This is a genomic window from Actinomyces sp. ICM47, assembly GCF_905369875.1.
GTDB lineage: Bacteria > Actinomycetota > Actinomycetes > Actinomycetales > Actinomycetaceae > Pauljensenia.
The window spans coordinates 26,800-45,189 of the sequence record NZ_CAJPJE010000004.1 but is presented as its reverse complement, the minus strand read 5'-3'; the positions used below and the strand labels follow the sequence as shown (position 1 = coordinate 45,189).

Genomic DNA, 18,390 nt, shown 5'->3' with positions numbered 1-18,390 from the left:
ACACAGGATCCCTGACCGAAGCCTGGAACAGGCGACAGGCTCTCGCCTGCTGAGAATAGTTTTACCAGGTCACGGCTGGTTTGGGTACTCGATCAGCGGTGATGTGCGCACTTCGCACGAACGTGCAGGCCGTCCGAAATGAGCGTGCGTCTCATCGGCAACATTTTTTCGAAATGGGCGCTGACCTGCGAGTTTGTATTTGGGTCGTGCTTTTCATTGAAAATACGCAGATTGTAAAGCGAGAGTGTCGCAGAAGCGGCGGGGTGGACTCCCCGTATTAACCGTTGAGTTGTATTGACGCGATCACATCGACATGTTGTGGGTAACGTCGGTATGGTATGCAGCACTTTTGATGCTGGTGATGTGTTCTCGGCGTGTCGCGTGGGGTGGTGTGCAGCCCAACTCGGCCCCGGCCTCGTCCATGAGGAGACCGCGGAGCGCTCCACCGACGCGAGTATGGCCCCGCAGGCGTTAACCTTGGGCCATGACGAATTCACCGCATCACCTGTCGGTGCGCTCGCGCGTGGCCAACGTGGCCGGCGCTGCCGCCCGCTTCACCTCCCGGGCCCTCGGCCGAGGATCCGGAGGCATGATTGGCGGAGAGGTCGCTCTGCGCATCTCCCCAAAGTTCCTGGCCGAACTGGCCGCCCCCTTCTCCTCGGTCATCGTTACCGGCACGAACGGCAAATCCACGACGACGCGCATGGTGCGCGCCGCCCTGGAGAGCGCCGGGCCCGTCGCCTCCAATATCAACGGTGACAACATGACCTCCGGCGTCATCACCGCCCTCATGCAGGGAAAGAACGCGACTCGCGCTGCCCTCGAGGTCGATGAAATGCATGTGCCCGCAGTTGCCGCGGACGTTCACCCCGACGTCTTCGTGTACCTCAACCTCTCGCGCGACCAGCTCGACCGCGTCGGCGAGATCGGTTCAGTCGAAAAGCGCCTGCGTGAGGGTGCGTCCGCTCACCCGAATGCCGTCGTTGTTGCCAACTGTGACGATCCACTGATCGTCTCCGCCGCCGCCGACAACCCGAACGTCGTGTGGGTCGCCGCCGGTGCCGGATGGGGCGGAGACTCTGCGGCCTACCCGCGTGGCGGCCGCGTCGTGCGCAGTGGCGATGACTGGCACCTGATCCCTGCCTTCGAGGGCGAGGAACTCCCCGCACTACAGAGTCGCCCACAGCCCCACTGGTGGCTGACAGACGTCGACCTGACCCCCGAGGGTCCGCGTGCCCTCCTGCACGGCCCCGGCGACGTCGCCGTGCGACTCGAACTCAAGCTGCCCGGCCGCGCCAACCTCGGCAACGCCGCGCAGGCCGTTGCCGCGGCCGTCGCCATGGGCATGACGCCCGAGGCCGCGGCGACAGCCGTCAGCTCCGTCACCGAGGTCGCGGGGCGCTACTCCGTCCACGACGTCAACGGGCGCCGCGCCCGCATGATGCTCGCGAAGAACCCCGCCGGCTGGCAGGAAACCATGACGATGGTTGACCCGCGTGTCGACCAGGTCGTCATCGGCGTCAACGGGCAGGTTCCCGACGGGCAAGACCTCTCGTGGCTGTGGGACGTCGACTTCTCTCGCGTCAACCAGCCCGGCAGGCGCGTCATCGCCTGCGGCGAGCGAGGTGCCGACCTGGCCGTGCGCCTCGAATACGCTGGCATCCACTGCGACCTCGCACCCCTGCCCATGGATGCCCTGGCCGCGTGCGAGCCGGGGCGTGTCGAGGTCCTCCTCAACTACACGGCAATGCGCGACTTCAAGGTCCTGCTCGACCGAAAGGAAGGCAAGCGGTGAGCGCTTCCACACTGCGAATCGGTGTCCTCATGCCCGAGGTTTTGGGCACCTACGGGGACACGGGCAACGCCCTGATCCTGGCCGAACGCGCCCGCAGGCGCGGCATCGACGCCGAGGTCGTCCATGTCGGTCTGACCGAGGAAATCCCCGATAGCCTCGATATCTACACCCTGGGCGGGGGAGAAGACACTGCTCAGGCGCTCGCGGCCGACAAGTTCCGTGGCACGTCGGGCCTGGCGCGCGCCCTCGACGCCGACCGCCCGCTCCTGGCGATCTGTGCCTCCCTGCAGGTTCTCGGTCACTGGTATGAGGATGCGCGCGGCGCGCGCGTGCCCGGCATGGGCGTTCTGGATATCACGACGCTGCCGCAGGGGCATCGCGCTATCGGCGAGCTGGTGACAGTGCCCCTCGTTGAGGGACTGACTCAGCCGCTCAGCGGTTTTGAAAACCACGGCGGTGGAACCATCCTGGGCGAAGATGCAACACCCCTCGGCCGGGTCATCTCCGGCGTCGGCAACGGTACCCCGCAGGGCCAGGAACCCGCCGAGGTCGCCTACGACGGTGCCGTCCAGGGATCCATCATCGCCACCTACATGCACGGCCCGGCCCTGGCTCGTAACCCCGAGTTGGCGGACCTGCTACTCCAGCGCGCGACCGGCATGTCGCTGCCGCCCCTCGAGGTTCCCGGCGTTGCACAGCTGCGCGCGGAGCGCCTGAGCGGCGTTCAGCTGTCCTGACGCGCGCCGACACCCGCGATTCCGGACGTAGCCACGGCCTCGTCCATCCGTCGCCGATCCCACTCGGGGTCGGCGACGCGCCTTTTGTCGACAAAGTGAGTGCAGAGTCTTGTATGCTTGGCGACAAATCCCATCAGAAAGGCGACACCATGTCGAATCCCTCCGTTGGAAATCCGAACTCGCAGAACGCGCCGCAGGCATACCCGGGAGGTGCGTACGGTGCGCCTGCCCCGATGGCAATGCCGAAGCTGCCCGGTCGCGCGCCCGGCATTACGACGCTTGTCATTGGCATCCTGTTAATGGTTGTGGTCGCCCCGATTGTATTCTTCGGAATAATGATCGCGGGTGTCACCAAGACCGAGGGCAATGCCGTCAAGGGCGGTACGACGGCCAACGGCAGCATTGTGACCGTGACTGCGGATGGCAAATTCACGGTTACCACCGACGGCGCTGACCCCGCATGTTTCCTCATGGATGCGGGTGGCACGCTGTACCAACTCACCCCCTATAAGGATAACGAGGGCGTCTACACTGCCTCAGGTATTCCTGCAGGCCAGTACAAGCTGCAGTGTGAACGCATCGCCAGCAGCGCGACAGTCGTTGCCTTTAATGCCTCGCCGGAGGTCATGACGCAGGCCTTTGTCATGCCGTTCGTGTGGGGAACAGTCGTTGGTGTCGCCGGTCTTGTCGTCACGATCATCGGCGTCGTGCTCCTCGTGAAGGTGAACGGCAAGCGTCGCCGCATCATGCAGGAAGCCATGATGGCGGCTGTGCGCTGACGCGAATCCTGTCAGGGGCGAGGCTGGAGTAGTTCCGGCCTCGCCCCTTTTCTGCGCCTTCTCTCGGTATACGGTCCGGGGCGGTGCGCTGTAGGAGCGCGTGCGCCGTCCCATTCGCGTGAAACGCTATTCAGCGCGCGTGCAGCGTTGTTATGCTTAAGCAAAATTCCCACCAGGAAGGCACGCACATGTCACATCCCCCCTACGGTTCTTCGGGCGGCCAGAACACGCCCTGGCCTCAGTATGGTGAAAACGCGGGTGGAGTCCCGCAAGGCTACCCGGGTGGAGGTCCGCAGGGCTATGCAGGCGGCGGGTACGTCGCCCCTGCTCCGGTGGTCATGCCTCCGATGCCCAGTCGTGCGTCGGGCATTGTTGCCCTCGTTCTCGGCATTGTGATGATGGTCTTGATCGCGCCCATCGTGTTCTTCGCGACGATGGCTATTGGTTTGACGTCGAGCGTGGAGGACTTGTCGAACGGTAGAGCGCTGGGGAACGGCGTGAGCGTCACTGTGACGGATAAGGGCAGTTATTCGGTGATGATCGGTGACGGGAGCGCCTCCTCGTGCGCGCTCGTCGACTCCAACAATAAGAGTTATACGCTCGATCCCTACGAGGGGAGCAACACCCTGTTCTCGGCGTCGGATCTGCCGACGGGCACCTACAAGATTCAGTGCCAGGGCCTGACCTCCGGCGCGGAAGTCGCCGGTTTTAATGGTTCTGCGGAGCAGCTGGCGAACAAGGCGATCATCATGCCCCTCATCTGGGGAACCGTCGTCGGCGTCGGCGGTCTCGTCCTCATGATTGTTGGCATCGTGCTCCTCGTGAAGGTGAACGGCAAGCGTCGCCGTCTTGCGCAGGAAGCCATGATGGCGGCCATGCGCTGACCCGCCACCCTGAGAGGGGCGAGTCCCGGAGGCGTCTCCGGCCTCGCCCCTCTCTGTCTGTCTGGCTACGCATCTCCCACGAAAGGAACTCTCGTGTCCACCCTGTCTTTCACCGGCGAGCGCCGAGTGCGTTTTCCCGCCCCTGACGTCGCCCGCGGCTTTATGCTGGCCCTGATTGCTCTGGCGAATGTGCCATTCTGGGTTCGCTTCTTCCCGGACTATCCCGCGCCGGGGCAGGCGGCGCTCGATGCAATGAGCGGGGTGGATCAGTGGTGGTTCCTGCTGCGAGCGCTGTTCGTCGACCGCCGCGCCTATCCGCTTTTTTCGATTCTCTTCGGTTTTGGGATGGCGATCATGGCCAAGCGCATGATCGAGCGTGAGCGTCGCGTCGCTCGTGAGGCTCTGCCCGCCGAACTCAGCGCCGGGTGGATTCCCCTGCAGTGGCAGTTTTATGACGAGGACGTGGAGCGTCGCGCTCGTCGTGCGGCGTCGCGTTTGATCCGGCGCCGTGGCTGGTGGATGCTGGCGTTTGGCGCTGTGCATAGTGTCATTTTCCAGGGGGACATTATTGGGGCCTATGGCCTGGTGGCGGTGATCTTCGCGGAGGTTATTGTGATGAGGCGCGTGTGGCTGCGCGTGGTCATCGGGGTGACGGGTGCGTCGCTGAGTCTCCTTCTTCTGTCGTCGGGCGCGGCGGAGATGGGTGCCCGTCCGATGACGCTGGAGTATCACGCGCAGTCGACGCTGGAGGCGACGACGCCTCTGTGGAATCTGGCCGGGTGGCTTGTGGCTACGCCCTTCACGGTGCTGACTACCCTTGTCGTGCCCTGTGTGATGCTCGGCGTGGGGGTCGAGCGTTGGGGAGCGCTGCAGGATCCGAGCGGCCATCGCGGAGCGCTCGTCGCGATTGCTGGTGGTGGCCTCCTGGCGGGGACGCTGGGGGCGCTGCCCTACGCGCTCGACCAGTTGGACTGGGCGCACATTGGTGGCTCGGGTTGGACGTTCCCTCTTTTTCACGCGTCGGGTGTCGCTGGGGCGTGCGGCTGGTTGGCGCTCCTTGCTCTCCTGGGCGGGGGGCCGCGCGAGGCCTCGGCGGAGTTCGCGCAGAGCGCGGCGTCGTTCGAGGAGTTGGGTGCGTTCCGCTCGTTCTTGAGCGCGATTGGCCGCCGGTCGATGACTGCGTACCTGGCTCAGACGCTTGTCTTTGCCGTGCTGTTCCTGGTGCTCGGAGCTGTGGGCGTACGCTCCGTGGGCGTGGGGGTCTCCGCCCTCATTGCGCTCGCTGTGTGGGCACTCATCGGAGTCGGGTGCGTTATCTCCGACGCGATGGGACGTACACGCGGTCCCGCTGAGCGTCTCCTACGCTGGTTGGTTGCGCGTACCGCGTGGACCCTGCCGCTGCCCAAGCTGCCGATGTCGATTTACGGTGCGCCGACGCCGGGGGCAGCGCAGAACCTCGGGGTGCAGGGTGCCTCCGAGGTGATGATGCCGGCCTCTCCGGACGTTGAGGGAGTGCCGCTGGATTCCTCGGACGGCATACAGAATGATGCAAATAGCTGAAAACTCTGCATCGTGCAAGAGATGGGAGTGAATGTGACGCGATAGACAAAGCGTCTCCCTACTGTCGCCGCCTCCCGGATGAGCTGCGGTGATGGCTGTACGGTGTTCATTCGCGCCGTGGCCGCAGTGGCCTTTAGGCCCTGCGGCCATTGGTATTTCGCCGATTCTGCGCTACTGTGAAGGTGTAGTGATACACACGCTGATGGCACGATGTAGTGAGCGGAGGAGGCGGCCGGTGGTTGTGCACATGTCAAACGCACAGAGGGGTGGTCGACGCGCTCACACCCCTGGGGTACCGACGCAGTGGCGCGTCACGAACGACGGATACGAGTAGGGGAGTCATCATGGGCTGGCTATGGTGGGCGGATGCCGACGGCGGAACCGACGGCGAGGAAACGCCTCGCCGCGCCGAATCGGCGGACGATAACCGCTCTGATATGGGACAATGGGAGGGTAGTAAAGCAACGTCGGCGGAAGGAATCGCCACGGGTAACTCGGAGTTTGAGGCCAATCGTTTCGATATGGTCCGTCCTATTACGCAGGAGCGCCTGGGGCTCCTCTTTGATTCTGAGGGATGGGCCTGGCGTATCGACAATGATGGAGACCTGTGCGGCCTGTGGGAGGGACACCTGTTCTGCTTCCGCTTTCTCGGCGACTCGCGCGAGGTGCTTTCGATTGTTGCGTTTATGAAGCAGTTGGTCCCCCTTGAATATGGGGAGGATCTGCGTGATTTCCTGCAGGCGTGGCATGGGGAGTTCCTGTGGCCCAAGGCTTACGTCGCGGAGCAGCTCGAGGGGGATCGTGTCGTCGCCGAGGTGAATGGTGACTACGAGTACGGCGCAACGGATGCGCAGCTGATTCAGCAGGTCATGTGCGCGCTGGCGACGACGCTGCAGCTCTTCCGCGCGCTCGCGGATCGTTACAGTATTGAGGATGCTGAGGGACCTGGTCCCTCGGGTGGTCATCAGCGCGGATTCGGCGGTCCTACCTGGCTTCCGGAGAACTGAACTCCGGCCTCGCCTGTACCTTGTGTTCCCATTTTGAAGTTGAGTGGAATAGACTCAACTTCGGGTTCGTTATGTCTATCAGATGCGTCGACAACCGTCGATGCGAGACGAATGAACCATTTGGAGGAACGATCTCATGGCACGTGAGATGACAACGAAGGCGCAGGAGGCCATCGCCTCCGCGCTCCAGGCCGCGTCGGCGGCCGGAAACCCGCAGGTCGAACCCATTCACCTGCTGCAGTCCCTTATTGAGCAGCGTGACGGTATTGCCCTGTCCCTGCTCGGTGCAGTGGGGGCGGACACACGCGCAATCGGCGCACGCACCCGTAATGCACTGGTGGCGCTACCCAGTACTCAAGGGGCATCCGCGGGTTCCGCTCAGGCCTCGCGCACGCTGCTCGCCGCCGTTCAGGATGCGGGGGAGCGCGCCGAGAGCGCGGGAGACCAGTACATTTCGACCGAGCATCTGCTCATCGCTCTGGCAGCGTCCGATACCGAGGCGGGGCGTATTCTCACCGCCGGTGGTGCGACGGCTGAGGCTCTGACGCAGGCGCTCGCCCAGCTGCGTCCTGACCCGATCACCTCGCCTGACCCCGAAGGGTCGTTCGAGGCTCTGTCCAAGTACGGTCGCGACCTGACCGAGGTGGCGCGCGAAGGCAAGCTCGATCCTGTCATTGGGCGTGACAACGAGATTCGTCGCGTCGTCCAGGTCCTGTCCCGGCGTACGAAGAACAACCCCGTCCTGATCGGTGAACCCGGCGTCGGTAAGACCGCCGTCGTCGAAGGCCTCGCCCAGCGCATCGTCGCGGGCGACGTCCCGGAGTCCCTGCGCGACAAGCGCCTGGTGTCCCTCGACGTGTCGTCGATGGTTGCCGGTGCGAAGTATCGCGGCGAGTTCGAGGAACGCCTCAAGGCGGTCCTGGCCGAGATCTCCCGCTCGGACGGGCAGATCATCACCTTCATTGACGAGCTGCACACGGTCGTGGGCGCGGGCGGCGGTTCCGAGGGCGCGATGGACGCGGGCAACATGCTCAAGCCCATGCTCGCCCGCGGCGAGCTGCGCATGGTCGGTGCGACGACCCTCGACGAGTACCGCGAGAACATCGAAAAGGACCCGGCGCTTGAACGCCGCTTCCAGCAGGTGTTCGTCGGCGAACCCTCGGTTGAGGATACCGTCGCCATTCTGCGCGGCATCGCCCCGAAGTACGAGGCTCATCACAAGGTGACCATCTCCGACGGTGCGCTCGTTGCTGCGGCGACCCTGTCGAACCGCTACATCACGGGACGTCAGCTTCCTGACAAGGCGATCGACTTGATTGACGAGGCCGCGTCTCGCCTGCGCATGGAGCTGGACTCCTCGCCGGTCGAGATCGATGAGCTGCGCCGTAGCGTGGATCGCCTCCGCATGGAGGAGTCCTATCTGACCGAGTCCGACCCGGAGGGCCTCGACGAGGCCACCCAGGACCGCCTCAGCAAGCTGCGTGCTGACTTGGCGGACCGTGAGGAGAACCTGCGTGCCCTCACTGCGCGCTGGGAGGCTGAAAAGGCTGGGCACAACCGTGTCGGCGACCTGCGCGTCCAGCTGGATACGCTGCGTACCCAGCTCGACCTGGCGGTTCGCGAGGGGCGCTGGGAGGAAGCTGGTCGTCTGCAGAACGGCGAGATCCCCTCCGTTGAGCGTCAGATTGCCGAGGCCGAGGCGCAGGCTGAGGATCAGGAAGCTCAGGGCGATGAGGAACCGATGATTGCGGAGAAGGTCGGTCCCGCGGAGATCGCAGAGGTGATCGAGGCGTGGACCGGAATTCCCACGGGTAAGCTCCTTCAAACTGAGACAGACAAACTCCTGCACATGGAAACCGAGTTGGGTAAACAGCTCATTGGGCAGAAGGATGCTGTGCGTGCGGTGTCCGACGCTGTTCGGCGCTCGCGTGCGGGGCTGTCGGATCCGAATCGTCCGACTGGTTCCTTCCTGTTCCTGGGACCCACGGGTGTGGGTAAGACTGAGCTGGCTAAGTCGCTCGCGGAGTTTCTCTTCGACGATGAGCGCGCAATCGTGCGCATCGACATGTCGGAGTACTCCGAGAAGCACTCGGTTGCCCGCTTGGTCGGCGCCCCTCCGGGGTACGTCGGCTACGAGCAGGGTGGTCAGCTGACTGAAGCAGTGCGTCGTCGGCCATATTCTGTGGTCTTGCTCGATGAAGTTGAGAAAGCTGACCCTGAGATTTTCGACATCCTTTTGCAGGTTTTGGATGACGGGCGTCTCACTGATGGCCAGGGTCGGACTGTTGACTTCCGCAATACCATTTTAATTCTCACGTCTAACTTGGGATCACAGTTCCTGGTGAACCAAGACTTGACGACCGAGGAAAAACGGGATGCAGTCATGTCTGTCGTCCGGTCGAGTTTCCGGCCAGAGTTCCTCAATAGGTTGGACGAAACTGTCATGTTTGACGCTCTGACCCGCGAAAATCTGGGTGAGATCGTTGACCTGCTGGTTGCTGCACTTCAGTCCCGCCTGCGTGATAGGCGTATCAACTTGACAGTTAGCGAAGCGGCGCGCGGTTGGCTCACGCGCGTGGGGTATGATCCTGTCTTCGGGGCACGCCCGCTACGCCGCTTAATTCAGCGCGAAATCGGCGATCGATTGGCTGTTCTCCTGCTTGCAGGGGGTGTGCAGGACGGGCAGAACGTGACAGTTGACATTAATGCAACCTTTGACGGGCTTGTCATGAATGTTGATAAACCCTGAGATTGCGCGCTACACTGAATACCAGTGTGTATTTCGGACTAACGGTATGTGATGTCCGCAACAGCAGGAGATGATATGACAACGCAGAGGAAGGCCCGTGGAGCCTATTCCGTAGGACAGGCGACGCGTGAATCCATCCTCTCGGCAGCGATGGTTCTGATCGCGGAGCGAGGCTACAACGGCTTCTCTCTGCGCGACCTCGGTCGTCGAGTCGGTATTTCCCACCCCGCCGTCGTCTATCACTTCCCTTCCAAGGAAGCGATCCTGCGCAGCGCGATCCAGCGTCACGAGGAGATGAACGCCCTCTTCGACGTCTCCATTAACGAGGAGGCGGAAGGCGGATTCGACGAGGGTGGCATCACCGCCAGTTCGTTCGTTGACTGGGCCGTCGGGGAGATGCGTTTCGCTATGAAGCCCGGCGCGGATGCGGCCATCGCCCTGGACTGCGTCCTGTGGGCGGAGTCCTCGTCGGAGACTCATCCTGCGCACGCGCACTACAAGTACCGTACGCAGCAGATGGAGGAAGCTCTCACCTCGATGATCACCGCTTTCGTCGAGGACGAGGGTGCCGACATCGGTACGATTCCTCGCACCCTGGCAAAGATTCTGATCCGCTACTGGTATGGCTCCGTCGTGTCGGCTCGTTACAACGACGAACCCATCGACGCTCGCGAGTTCGTCGCTGACTTCCTGGCCGTGTGCGTGCAGCTCCTGCACCTGCCGGCGCACTACGTCCTCCAGCTCGGTGCCTCCGTGCCCGAGGAAGTCGCGGAAGTCTATGCCCGCACGCTGCGCAAGATCAGCGAGAAGACCACGGCAGCAGCAGAAGCCGCCGCCGTAGCCGCGGCTCCGGAAGCCACCACCGCGTGATCGGCCCGCTACCTTCTTTCGATGTCGCTCTCGTCCTTTGCGTCGGGGGCGACGTCGTCTACTCGTGCGGCAATGTTGATCGCGCGTTCCCGCTCGCGTCTGTCACCAAGCCGATCGTCGCGTGGTCGGTGCTGGTCGCGGTCGAACGAGGCCTGATCTCCCTCGACGATCCTGCAGGTCCCGAAGGGGCCACGGTTCGCCACCTGCTCGCCCATGCCTCGGGCCTGCCCTTCGAGGGGAGGCGTCCTGCCGCCGCTCCCGGGAAGCGCCGCATCTACTCCAACGAGGGCTTCGATATCCTCGGCGAGGTCGTGGCTGAGGCGAGCGGAATGGGGGTCGCTCAGTGGGTACGCCAGACGGTGTTTGACCCGCTTGGAATGGGCTCCGCGGACATCCTGGGTAGTCCCGCTCATGCGGGTGTTGCGAGCGCCGCCGACGTGAGCCTTTTCGGTGCTGAGCTCGCCCGTCCGACCCTGGTGAGCGCGCCGCTGGCCGCCCTCGCGGGACTTTCGCAGTTTCCGGCGCTCGCCGGCGTCGTGCCCGGCTATGGGCGTTTTACGCCCTGTCCGTGGGGCCTCGGCCTGGAAATTCGTGGCGAGAAGGCTCCGCACTGGACCGCGCCCGACGCCTCGGCGCGCACGATTGGGCACTTCGGGCAGTCGGGTTCTTTCGTGTGGGCGGACCGCGACCTCGGGGCCAGCGCCGCCTTCGTGGGTGCTGAGCCTTTCGGACAGTGGCATCACGACAACTGGTCGGCCCTCAACGCGTCGTTGTTGTCCCTTGCGCGCGAGCGCGCCTAATTGGCACGGATCGAGGTTTGGGTGCGTGTCCAGACCTCGATCCGTACCGGAGGCGTCGCCCCGGCCTCGACCCTGATCTGTTAGTCGACGTCGACGATGACGGGCACGTGGTCGGACGCGCCCTTTCCCTTGCGCTCGTCGCGGTCTATCTGCGCGCCGCTCACGCGGGCCGCGAGTGCGGGCGAGCAGTAGGCGAAGTCGATGCGCATGCCTTGGTTTTTGGGGAAGTGTAGCTTCTGGTAGTCCCAGTAGGTGTAGTTGGTGACGCGCTCTCGCGTGACTTCGACCCAGCCGTCGGAGGCGAAGGCAGCAAAAGCCTTGCGTTCGGGTGCGGAGACGTGCGTGGCACCCTCGAAGACGCTCATGTCCCACACGTCTTCGTCGAGGGGTGCGACGTTCCAGTCGCCCACGAGGGCGATGCGCGCCTCGGGGTCGGATAGCCATCTGCGCCCTTGCTCGGCGAGGTTGGCGAGCCACTGGAGCTTGTATGTGTAGTGCGCGTGCGTGAGTTCGCGGCCGTTGGGCACGTACAGGCTCCAGATTGTCATCGACGAGGCCTGCCCGTCCCCCGAGGGGAGGGTGTCGGTTGTGTCAATGGTGACGCCAAGCGCGCGGGCTTCGACGACGGGCGGTTCGCCGAACGCGGGCTGGGTGGGGAAGTGATCCTGAATATCGAGGATGGGCAGGCGTGAGGCGACGGCGACGCCGTTCCACTGGTTGAGGCCGTGGATGGCGACGTGGTAGCCGGCCTTTTCGAAGGGGGCGATGGGGAACTGGTCGGGGCGGCACTTGATTTCCTGCATGGCGAGCACGTCCGTGTCGGAGCGCTGCAGGAAGGCGATGACTCGGTCGACGCGCGTGCGGATGGAGTTGACGTTCCAGGTCGCAAATCTCATGGGGTCGAGCCTAGCTGTGAGTGGGGGAGTGGGCGCGTGAAACACGCGTGAAACAGGTGTGAAACGCGCGGAGTTGTGCAGTTGTCGGACAGGCGTAATAGAATGATAATGATTCTCATCTATAACATAGCTAGAAAAGGCACTCTTATGTCATACCTGCGACGCGTGAGCACAGCGGCGCTGGCCCTCTTCCTGGCGCTCACCCCGGCCACCGCGTGGGCTGGACCCGACCAGGACAAGGATTGGATCGTCACCAGGCAGCACGTCGATGCACCCATCCCCATCTGGCACGACGACACGAACAGCTTCTCCCTGAATACCATCAACCTACCGATGGAGAAGACCGCCCTGTGGATCCCCAAGGCGTGGACCGGAACCAGTGAGAAGGACGAGGCGAAGTCGCAGCTGGTCATACCCGCCAAGCGCCCCGATCTGGCGTTCCTCGGCTCCGAGGGGGCCGTCCTGAACGCGGCCCCCCAGAACCCCGGACCGGGCAATACCCCCATCTGGGCGGGCCTGGGTGCCGGCGAGGTCGGCGACGCCGACAAGTTCGAGGGCGAGACCTACACGCTCGACCTCATCAGCGTTGACGGCCCGGGTCGAATGGAGATGTTCATCGACAATGGCGACAGCGTCAACCGTTTCCTCTCCAGCCACGACACGGCCTACCGCAGCGTCTACAACCCGCGTCACTCGCACATGTATACGACCTTCACGCAGCCCGGTCGATACGTCGCGAACTACAAGATGACCGCGCGCAGCGCCGACGGGACCGCCATCTACTCCTCGCCGATTACGCCGCTGGTCTGGCAGGTCGGCGGTGAGAACCCCGCCGATGGCACCATCAAGGACATCGAGGCCGCCTACAACGCCGCGCGCGCCGAGCGCGGTGACGGCAACGAGGCCCAGCCCACGCTGACCCTGTCCCACCACGCCGAGCGCGCCCACCCCGGCGACAACTTCCTCACCGACATCACGATCGACACGGGCGTTCCCACCGACACCGGGCGTGCGTGGATCACCGTCAACGGCTACTTCCTCACTGAGGTCGCCGTCGAGGGCGGTCGAGCAACCGTCTCCGAGCTGCTCGGAGAGGACGCTGCCGCCGTCCAGGCGATCTACATTCCCGGCGATTCCGGCTCGTCGCGCTGGATCTCGCAGGTCGTGCAGTACTCCCAGAAGGACACCGAACCAGTCACCGTCGGCACCACCGACACGATCCTCGTCGACTCCAACCCGGACCCAGCGCCCGTGTGGAACCCCGACCACCTGCCGCTTTCCTCGCGCCGCGTCGACGTCTCCTACGACCTCAAGCCCGGCACGACCGACCAGTACACGGCCACGGTGCGTGCGAACGACCCAACCCTGCGCGCCACCTACAAGATCGAGTTCCTCGAATCCAAGTGGGATTTCAGCCCCTGGTGTTCCATGGAAGGCACCCTGGGTGCGGGAGGCATGGACACGAAGACCCAGGACCTCGGCGTGTGCCAGTCCGACCCCATGTACATGCGCGTCATCCTGCGCCCCCACCCCCTCTCCGACGCGGTCATGACCGTCGCTGACGCCTCCGACGTCACCGTCGGCGACCACGTCGGACTTACCGCCATGCTGACAATGCGTGACGGCGTCGCCGCCCCCGAGGAACCGGAACCCGCGCCCGCGCCGGAACCGACCCCCGACCCCGCGCCCACTCCCGAGCCGGATAACGGCGGCAACCACGAGAACCCGACCCCGGCCTCGTCCCTCCTGAGCGACCCAGTCGAGATCGCGCGCGGACACCTCGACGTGCGCCTGACCCAGGCGAACGGAGAAAACGGCATCACCTACGGGCTGGCCGTCAAAGACGACTCGCTCACCAACGCGCGCACCTCCGTGATGCGCACCGTCGGCTCCACGACTCTCACGGTTGCCCCCAACGCGCGCTTCGTGCGCCCGGCCTCCCTGTCTGACCCAAGCTACGACGTGCTCGGACCCGTCGGCACCGCCACCTACGTGCTGCCCGAGACGCAAAACAGCGACATCGTGTGGCCCGGACTGTCCACCGAAGGGGTCGACTACGCGGCGCTGCCCGACGGTGCCGACATGACACTGCACTTGGCCGAGGCCCCCGCGGGCGCGCGCGTCGCCTTCTTCCAGGGTGGCACCTTCGGAAGCGGTGCGAAGATCCATTTTGACTCGACCACGGGCGACGGCGTCGTCCACACGACCGAGTCCACCCACATGCACGGCAACTGGGTATTCAGCGCTCCCGGCACCTACCGCATCGAGGTCGGTGCTCGCAGCGGCGAGCGTGTCCTGGCCGAACCGCAGGCATTCACCGTGATCGTGCGCGGAAGCCACCACGAGCAGCCCGGTCCCACCCCGGGCGGAGAGCCGGTGCCCACACCCTCGCCGGATCCTGCGCTCAGCCCGGAACCCGCGCCTTCGCCGGAACCGAGTGCGGATCCCGAGCCTGCGCCTGCTCCCGAGCCGAGCGTTGATCCGGAACCTGCGCCTGCTCCCGAGCCGAGTGTTGACCCGGAGCCTGCGCCCGCTCCCGCCCCCAGTGTTGACCCCGCGCCTGCACCTGCGCCCAGCGCGAATCCGGCACCTGTTCCCACTGAGAATCCGGTGCCCGCGCCCGAGCCTGCTCCGAGCGTTGACCCCGCGCCTGCACCTGCGCCCAGCGCGAATCCGGCCCCGGCCCCGAGTGTCGCTCCCGCCCCTGCGCCGAGTCTCCGCCCCAGCGGCTCAACGGCACCGGTCTCGCCTCGTGGGACCAAGGAGGTCATGAGGAACCTGCTCTCGAGCGGAAGTCGTTCGTCTGCGGGTACGTCGGGCGGATCCGCGAGCGGTTCGGGCGCGGTGACCACCAGCTCTGGCACGATCTCTCGGGGTGGTTCGGGCGCGGCAAGCACCTCGGGTTCCGGCACTCCGGTGACCGCGCCCAAGACTGCACCCGCCGTCACACCGAGTGCTAGCCCCCAGAGCGGTGCCCAAAGCGGTGCGCAGAGCGGCGAGAACGCCCAGAGCGGCGCATCAGGCACCTCAACGGACGGATCGGATGACGCGGTATCCGCGCTGCCGATTGCTTCTGCGACCGACAGCGGACGCTCGGGAGGCTGGAGCCCCTACTGGCTGCTCCTCCTCGTCATCCCGGTGGCCCTCGCCGGTGGCGGAGCCATCTTCCTGATCCGCACCCGATAAAACACCTGGCCGGGGTCCCTCACGACACACGAGTGTGAGGGACCCCGGCCTCGTGCTACCCCACACGTGCACGCTAGACTTCCCACATGGGAACCGCGCTTGTGACCGGAGCGACCTCCGGAATTGGTGAAGAATTCTGCTGGCAGCTGGCCGCCGCCGGACACGACCTGGTGCTCGTCGCACGCCGTGAGGACGCGCTGCGCGCGCTCGCGGCCTCGCTGACAAACGTCGCGGGCGTGAACGCCGAGTACATCGCTGCCGACCTGTCCACCGAGGACGGGTGCGCGCGGGTCACAGCCCGCCTCGACGTGGGAGGCCCGGCCGATGCTCAGAAGCCGGACCTGCGACCCGTCGACCTCCTTGTCAACAATGCCGGATTTGGGTTGGGAAGCCCCTTCCTGGACAACAGCCTGGAACGCGAAATCAACGGCCTGAACGTCATGGTTCGCGCCGTCATGACGCTCGCCCACCACGCCGGCATCTCCATGCGTTCGCGCGGACGAGGCGCGATCCTCAACGTCGGCTCCGTCGCCTCGCGCACGGGCGCGGGTACCTATTCCGCGCACAAGGCCTGGGTCGTCGCCTTCACCGAGGGCCTTGCCGCCGAACTGAAAGGCTCCGGCATCACGGCGACCGTCGTGTGCCCCGGCCCCGTCGACACGCCCTTCTTCGAGCGGGCGGGCGTCGACATGCGCGCGACCCCCTCCTGGCTCATGGCCAGCCCCGACCAGGTCGTCACGGCAGCCCTCGACGCCGTGCGTGTGGGCCGCGTCCAGGTCACCCCGACTGTTCCCTACAAGGTCGCCATGGGTGCCATGAAGCTCGCCCCGCGCTGGGTGACCGCGTGCGCCATGCGCTCCGTTCCCCACATGTGAGGGCGCGCAGACGAAGACGAGGCCGGGGCCAGGTTCGCGCAGAACCCAGCCCCGGCCTCGTGCATGCGGGAGGAAAATCAGGCCAGGCCGATGTCCTCCAGGCCCAGCGCGTAGAAGTACGGGAAGCCTTCGGCTTCGATGCGCTCCTTTGCGCCCGTCGCACGGTCGACGATCACCGCGACGGCGACGACGTGCGCGCCGGCCTCACGCAGGGCGAGCGCAGCCTCCAGTGGGGAACCGCCCGTCGTGGACGTGTCTTCCAAGACGACGACGTTCTTGCCCACGACGTCCGGACCCTCGATGCGGCGCTTCATGCCGTGATCCTTCGCGGCCTTACGCACGACGAATGCGTCCAGATCCAGGCCGCGCGAGGCAGCAGCGTGCAGCATCGCGGTCGCGACGGGGTCGGCACCCATTGTCAGTCCGCCGACGGCCACGTACTCCTCGCCCACCGCGAAGCCAGCCTCCTCCAGGAGGTCGAGCATGACGTGGCCGATGAGCGGGGCCGCCTCGTGGTGCAGCGTCGAGCGGCGCATGTCGACGTAGAAGTCGGACTCGCGACCGGACGCCAGGGTGACCTTCTCGTGGATAACGGAGAGCTCCTGGACGAGGGCCGCCAGGCGCGCCTTGTGGGAATCGTTGGTCATGGTGTTTCCTTTACGTGTCGGGGGTCAGTGGGCCGCCTCGACGAGCTCAATGAGATCGCCGATACCCTCGTGGATGCCGAAGGGACGGAACGGGTAGTTGCAGACGTCCTCGCGGGCCGTGGAACCCGACAGAACCAGGTGCGTGCGCAGGCCCGCCTCGACGCCGGCGCGCACGTCGGTGTCCATGCGGTCGCCGACCATCGCGGCCCGCTCCGAGTGAGCCCCGATCTTGTTCAGGCCGGCGCGGATCATGACCGGGTTCGGCTTGCCCACGAAGTAGGGCTGCTTGCCGGTGGCCGCCGTGATCATCGCGGCGATCGCGCCGCACGCGGGCAGGGTGCCCTCGTCGGAAGGGCCGGACACGTCGGGGTTCGTCGCAATGAACTTCGCGCCGCCCTCAATGAGGCGGATCGCGTGGGTCAGGGCATGAAAATCGTAGTAGCGAACCTCGCCGAGCACCACGAACTCAGGATCCGTTTCCGTCATGACGTAGCCGGCGGCGTGAATCGCGGTCGTCAGGCCAGCTTCGCCAATCACGTAGGCCGTCGAGCCGGGGGACTGCTGCTGGAGGAACGCGGCCGTGGCGTTCGCGGACGTCCAAATGTTCTCTTCGGGGATGTCCAGGCCCGAGTTCGCCAGGCGGGCTGACAGGTCGCGGTTGGTGAACACCGAGTTGTTGGTGAGGACCAGGAAGGGAGTGTCGGTGGCGCGCAGCGCCGCCAGGAATTCGTTCGCGCCCGGCAGTGCGCGGTTCTCCTTGACCAGGACACCGTCCATGTCGGAGAGCCACGCGCTCACGGGCGGCATATCACTGAGTGCTGTTTCTTCGTTCATCAGCGGATTCATGCCCCTATTCTACGTTCCCGCTAGGGTGGGACCCGTGAACGAGTTCGAAAACGGATGTGACATCGCGCGGCAGGGCGCGGTTTCTGGGAACACTGAGGCGTACGAGGCTGGGGCTGGTTCGCGCGCGCAGGTGGGGGTCGGTCCGTGGCCGGGTGGGCAGGCCGCCTGGCCGGTCGGCGAGCACTATGATCGTGAGCTGCTGGCTCACGGGGATCGGCGCAACGTCGAGGACCGCTACCGGTATTGGACGATGGAGGCGATCCGCGCGGACGTGGCAGCGCGCTCCCTGCCTTTCGAAGTCGCCGTCGAAAACCTCGATCACGACTTCAACATTGGGTCGATCGTGCGCACCGCGAACGCGCTTGGCGCGCGCCGCGTCCACGTCGTGGGCCGCAAGCGCTGGAACCGCCGCGGGGCCATGGTCACCGACCGCTACCTGCCCGTTGATCACCGCGCCGAGGTGCGCGAACTCGTCGAGCACTGCGAGCGTGAGGGCCTGGCCCTCGTCGGCGTCGACAACGTCGACGGCTCCGTCGCCCTTGAAGGGGCCGTATTGCCCGAGCGCGCCTGCCTGGTCTTCGGGTCCGAGGCGTCTGGCCTTAGTGAGGAGATGCTGGCCGCCTGCGAGGTCGTCGTCGCCATCACTCAACGCGGTTCCACGCGCTCCATGAATGTCGGCCACGCCGCCGCCATTGTCATGTGGGCGCACGCCTCACGTTTAGGAGCGATCAAGCAGGCCTGACAATGTCACGTTTTCAG

Annotated in this window: 15 protein-coding genes; 12 read left to right on the top strand and 3 right to left on the bottom strand. The window is 65.1% G+C overall.

Annotated elements, in window-relative coordinates; translation table 11 throughout:
• The first annotated feature begins 484 nt into the window (after positions 1-484).
• The 9 genes from QZ149_RS01565 to QZ149_RS01525 all read left to right on the top strand — a co-directional run bounded on the left by QZ149_RS01565 (position 485) and on the right by QZ149_RS01525 (position 11,181).
• Positions 485-1,795, top strand: coding sequence for a MurT ligase domain-containing protein (locus tag QZ149_RS01565; RefSeq protein ID WP_291449132.1), 1,311 nt, complete (start codon positions 485-487; stop codon positions 1,793-1,795).
• Complete coding sequence (locus QZ149_RS01560; RefSeq protein WP_291449129.1) at positions 1,792-2,532, top strand: glutamine amidotransferase; 741 nt, start codon at positions 1,792-1,794, stop codon at positions 2,530-2,532. Before QZ149_RS01565 ends, QZ149_RS01560 begins: the two co-directional genes overlap by 4 nt.
• Before the next feature lie 149 nt (positions 2,533-2,681).
• Positions 2,682-3,311: a hypothetical protein gene (locus QZ149_RS01555; protein ID WP_291449126.1), complete on the top strand. Its 630-nt coding sequence runs from the start codon at positions 2,682-2,684 to the stop codon at positions 3,309-3,311.
• A 188-nt stretch (positions 3,312-3,499) separates the two neighbouring features.
• Complete coding sequence (locus tag QZ149_RS01550) at positions 3,500-4,195, top strand: hypothetical protein (RefSeq protein WP_291449124.1); 696 nt, start codon at positions 3,500-3,502, stop codon at positions 4,193-4,195.
• 93 nt (positions 4,196-4,288) lie between these two features.
• Positions 4,289-5,755 (top strand): DUF418 domain-containing protein, encoded by a 1,467-nt coding sequence (locus QZ149_RS01545; RefSeq protein ID WP_291449121.1) that lies wholly within the window; start codon positions 4,289-4,291, stop codon positions 5,753-5,755.
• A gap of 344 nt (positions 5,756-6,099) precedes the next feature.
• Positions 6,100-6,762, top strand: coding sequence for a YbjN domain-containing protein (locus QZ149_RS01540; RefSeq protein ID WP_291449119.1), 663 nt, complete (start codon positions 6,100-6,102; stop codon positions 6,760-6,762).
• Between the two features lie 136 nt (positions 6,763-6,898).
• Positions 6,899-9,511 (top strand): ATP-dependent chaperone ClpB, encoded by a 2,613-nt coding sequence (gene clpB / locus QZ149_RS01535; protein ID WP_291449116.1) that lies wholly within the window; start codon positions 6,899-6,901, stop codon positions 9,509-9,511.
• A gap of 75 nt (positions 9,512-9,586) precedes the next feature.
• On the top strand, positions 9,587-10,381 hold the full coding sequence (locus QZ149_RS01530; RefSeq protein ID WP_291449113.1) for a TetR/AcrR family transcriptional regulator: 795 nt from the start codon (positions 9,587-9,589) through the stop codon (positions 10,379-10,381).
• Complete coding sequence (locus QZ149_RS01525; RefSeq protein ID WP_291449110.1) at positions 10,378-11,181, top strand: serine hydrolase domain-containing protein; 804 nt, start codon at positions 10,378-10,380, stop codon at positions 11,179-11,181. The genes QZ149_RS01530 and QZ149_RS01525 overlap by 4 nt, the downstream gene beginning before the upstream one ends.
• A gap of 80 nt (positions 11,182-11,261) precedes the next feature.
• Here the strand turns inward: QZ149_RS01525 and QZ149_RS01520 are convergent, their stop codons facing one another.
• Positions 11,262-12,077, bottom strand: a complete 816-nt coding sequence (locus QZ149_RS01520) for an exodeoxyribonuclease III (RefSeq protein ID WP_291449107.1) — start codon at positions 12,075-12,077, stop codon at positions 11,262-11,264.
• 147 nt (positions 12,078-12,224) lie between these two features.
• On the opposite strand from QZ149_RS01520, the gene QZ149_RS01515 reads away from it, so the two are divergent.
• The gene (locus tag QZ149_RS01515) at positions 12,225-15,263 is read left to right on the top strand and encodes a choice-of-anchor M domain-containing protein (protein ID WP_291449104.1); all 3,039 of its coding nucleotides are present in this window, start codon (positions 12,225-12,227) and stop codon (positions 15,261-15,263) included.
• An 86-nt stretch (positions 15,264-15,349) separates the two neighbouring features.
• Positions 15,350-16,138 (top strand): SDR family oxidoreductase, encoded by a 789-nt coding sequence (locus tag QZ149_RS01510; protein ID WP_291449101.1) that lies wholly within the window; start codon positions 15,350-15,352, stop codon positions 16,136-16,138.
• Between the two features lie 77 nt (positions 16,139-16,215).
• On the opposite strand, the gene pyrE is transcribed toward QZ149_RS01510, so the two are convergent.
• Positions 16,216-16,785 carry an orotate phosphoribosyltransferase gene (gene pyrE, locus QZ149_RS01505; RefSeq protein WP_291449100.1) on the bottom strand — a complete coding sequence of 190 codons (570 nt, stop codon included), beginning with the start codon at positions 16,783-16,785 and terminating at the stop codon, positions 16,216-16,218.
• A gap of 24 nt (positions 16,786-16,809) precedes the next feature.
• Positions 16,810-17,631 carry an HAD-IIA family hydrolase gene (locus QZ149_RS01500; RefSeq protein ID WP_291449097.1) on the bottom strand — a complete coding sequence of 274 codons (822 nt, stop codon included), beginning with the start codon at positions 17,629-17,631 and terminating at the stop codon, positions 16,810-16,812.
• On the opposite strand from QZ149_RS01500, the gene QZ149_RS01495 reads away from it, so the two are divergent.
• Entirely contained in the window at positions 17,630-18,373 is a 744-nt protein-coding gene (locus QZ149_RS01495; protein WP_291449094.1) for a TrmH family RNA methyltransferase, read from the top strand. The genes QZ149_RS01500 and QZ149_RS01495 overlap by 2 nt on opposite strands.
• Positions 18,374-18,390: the final 17 nt, after the last annotated feature.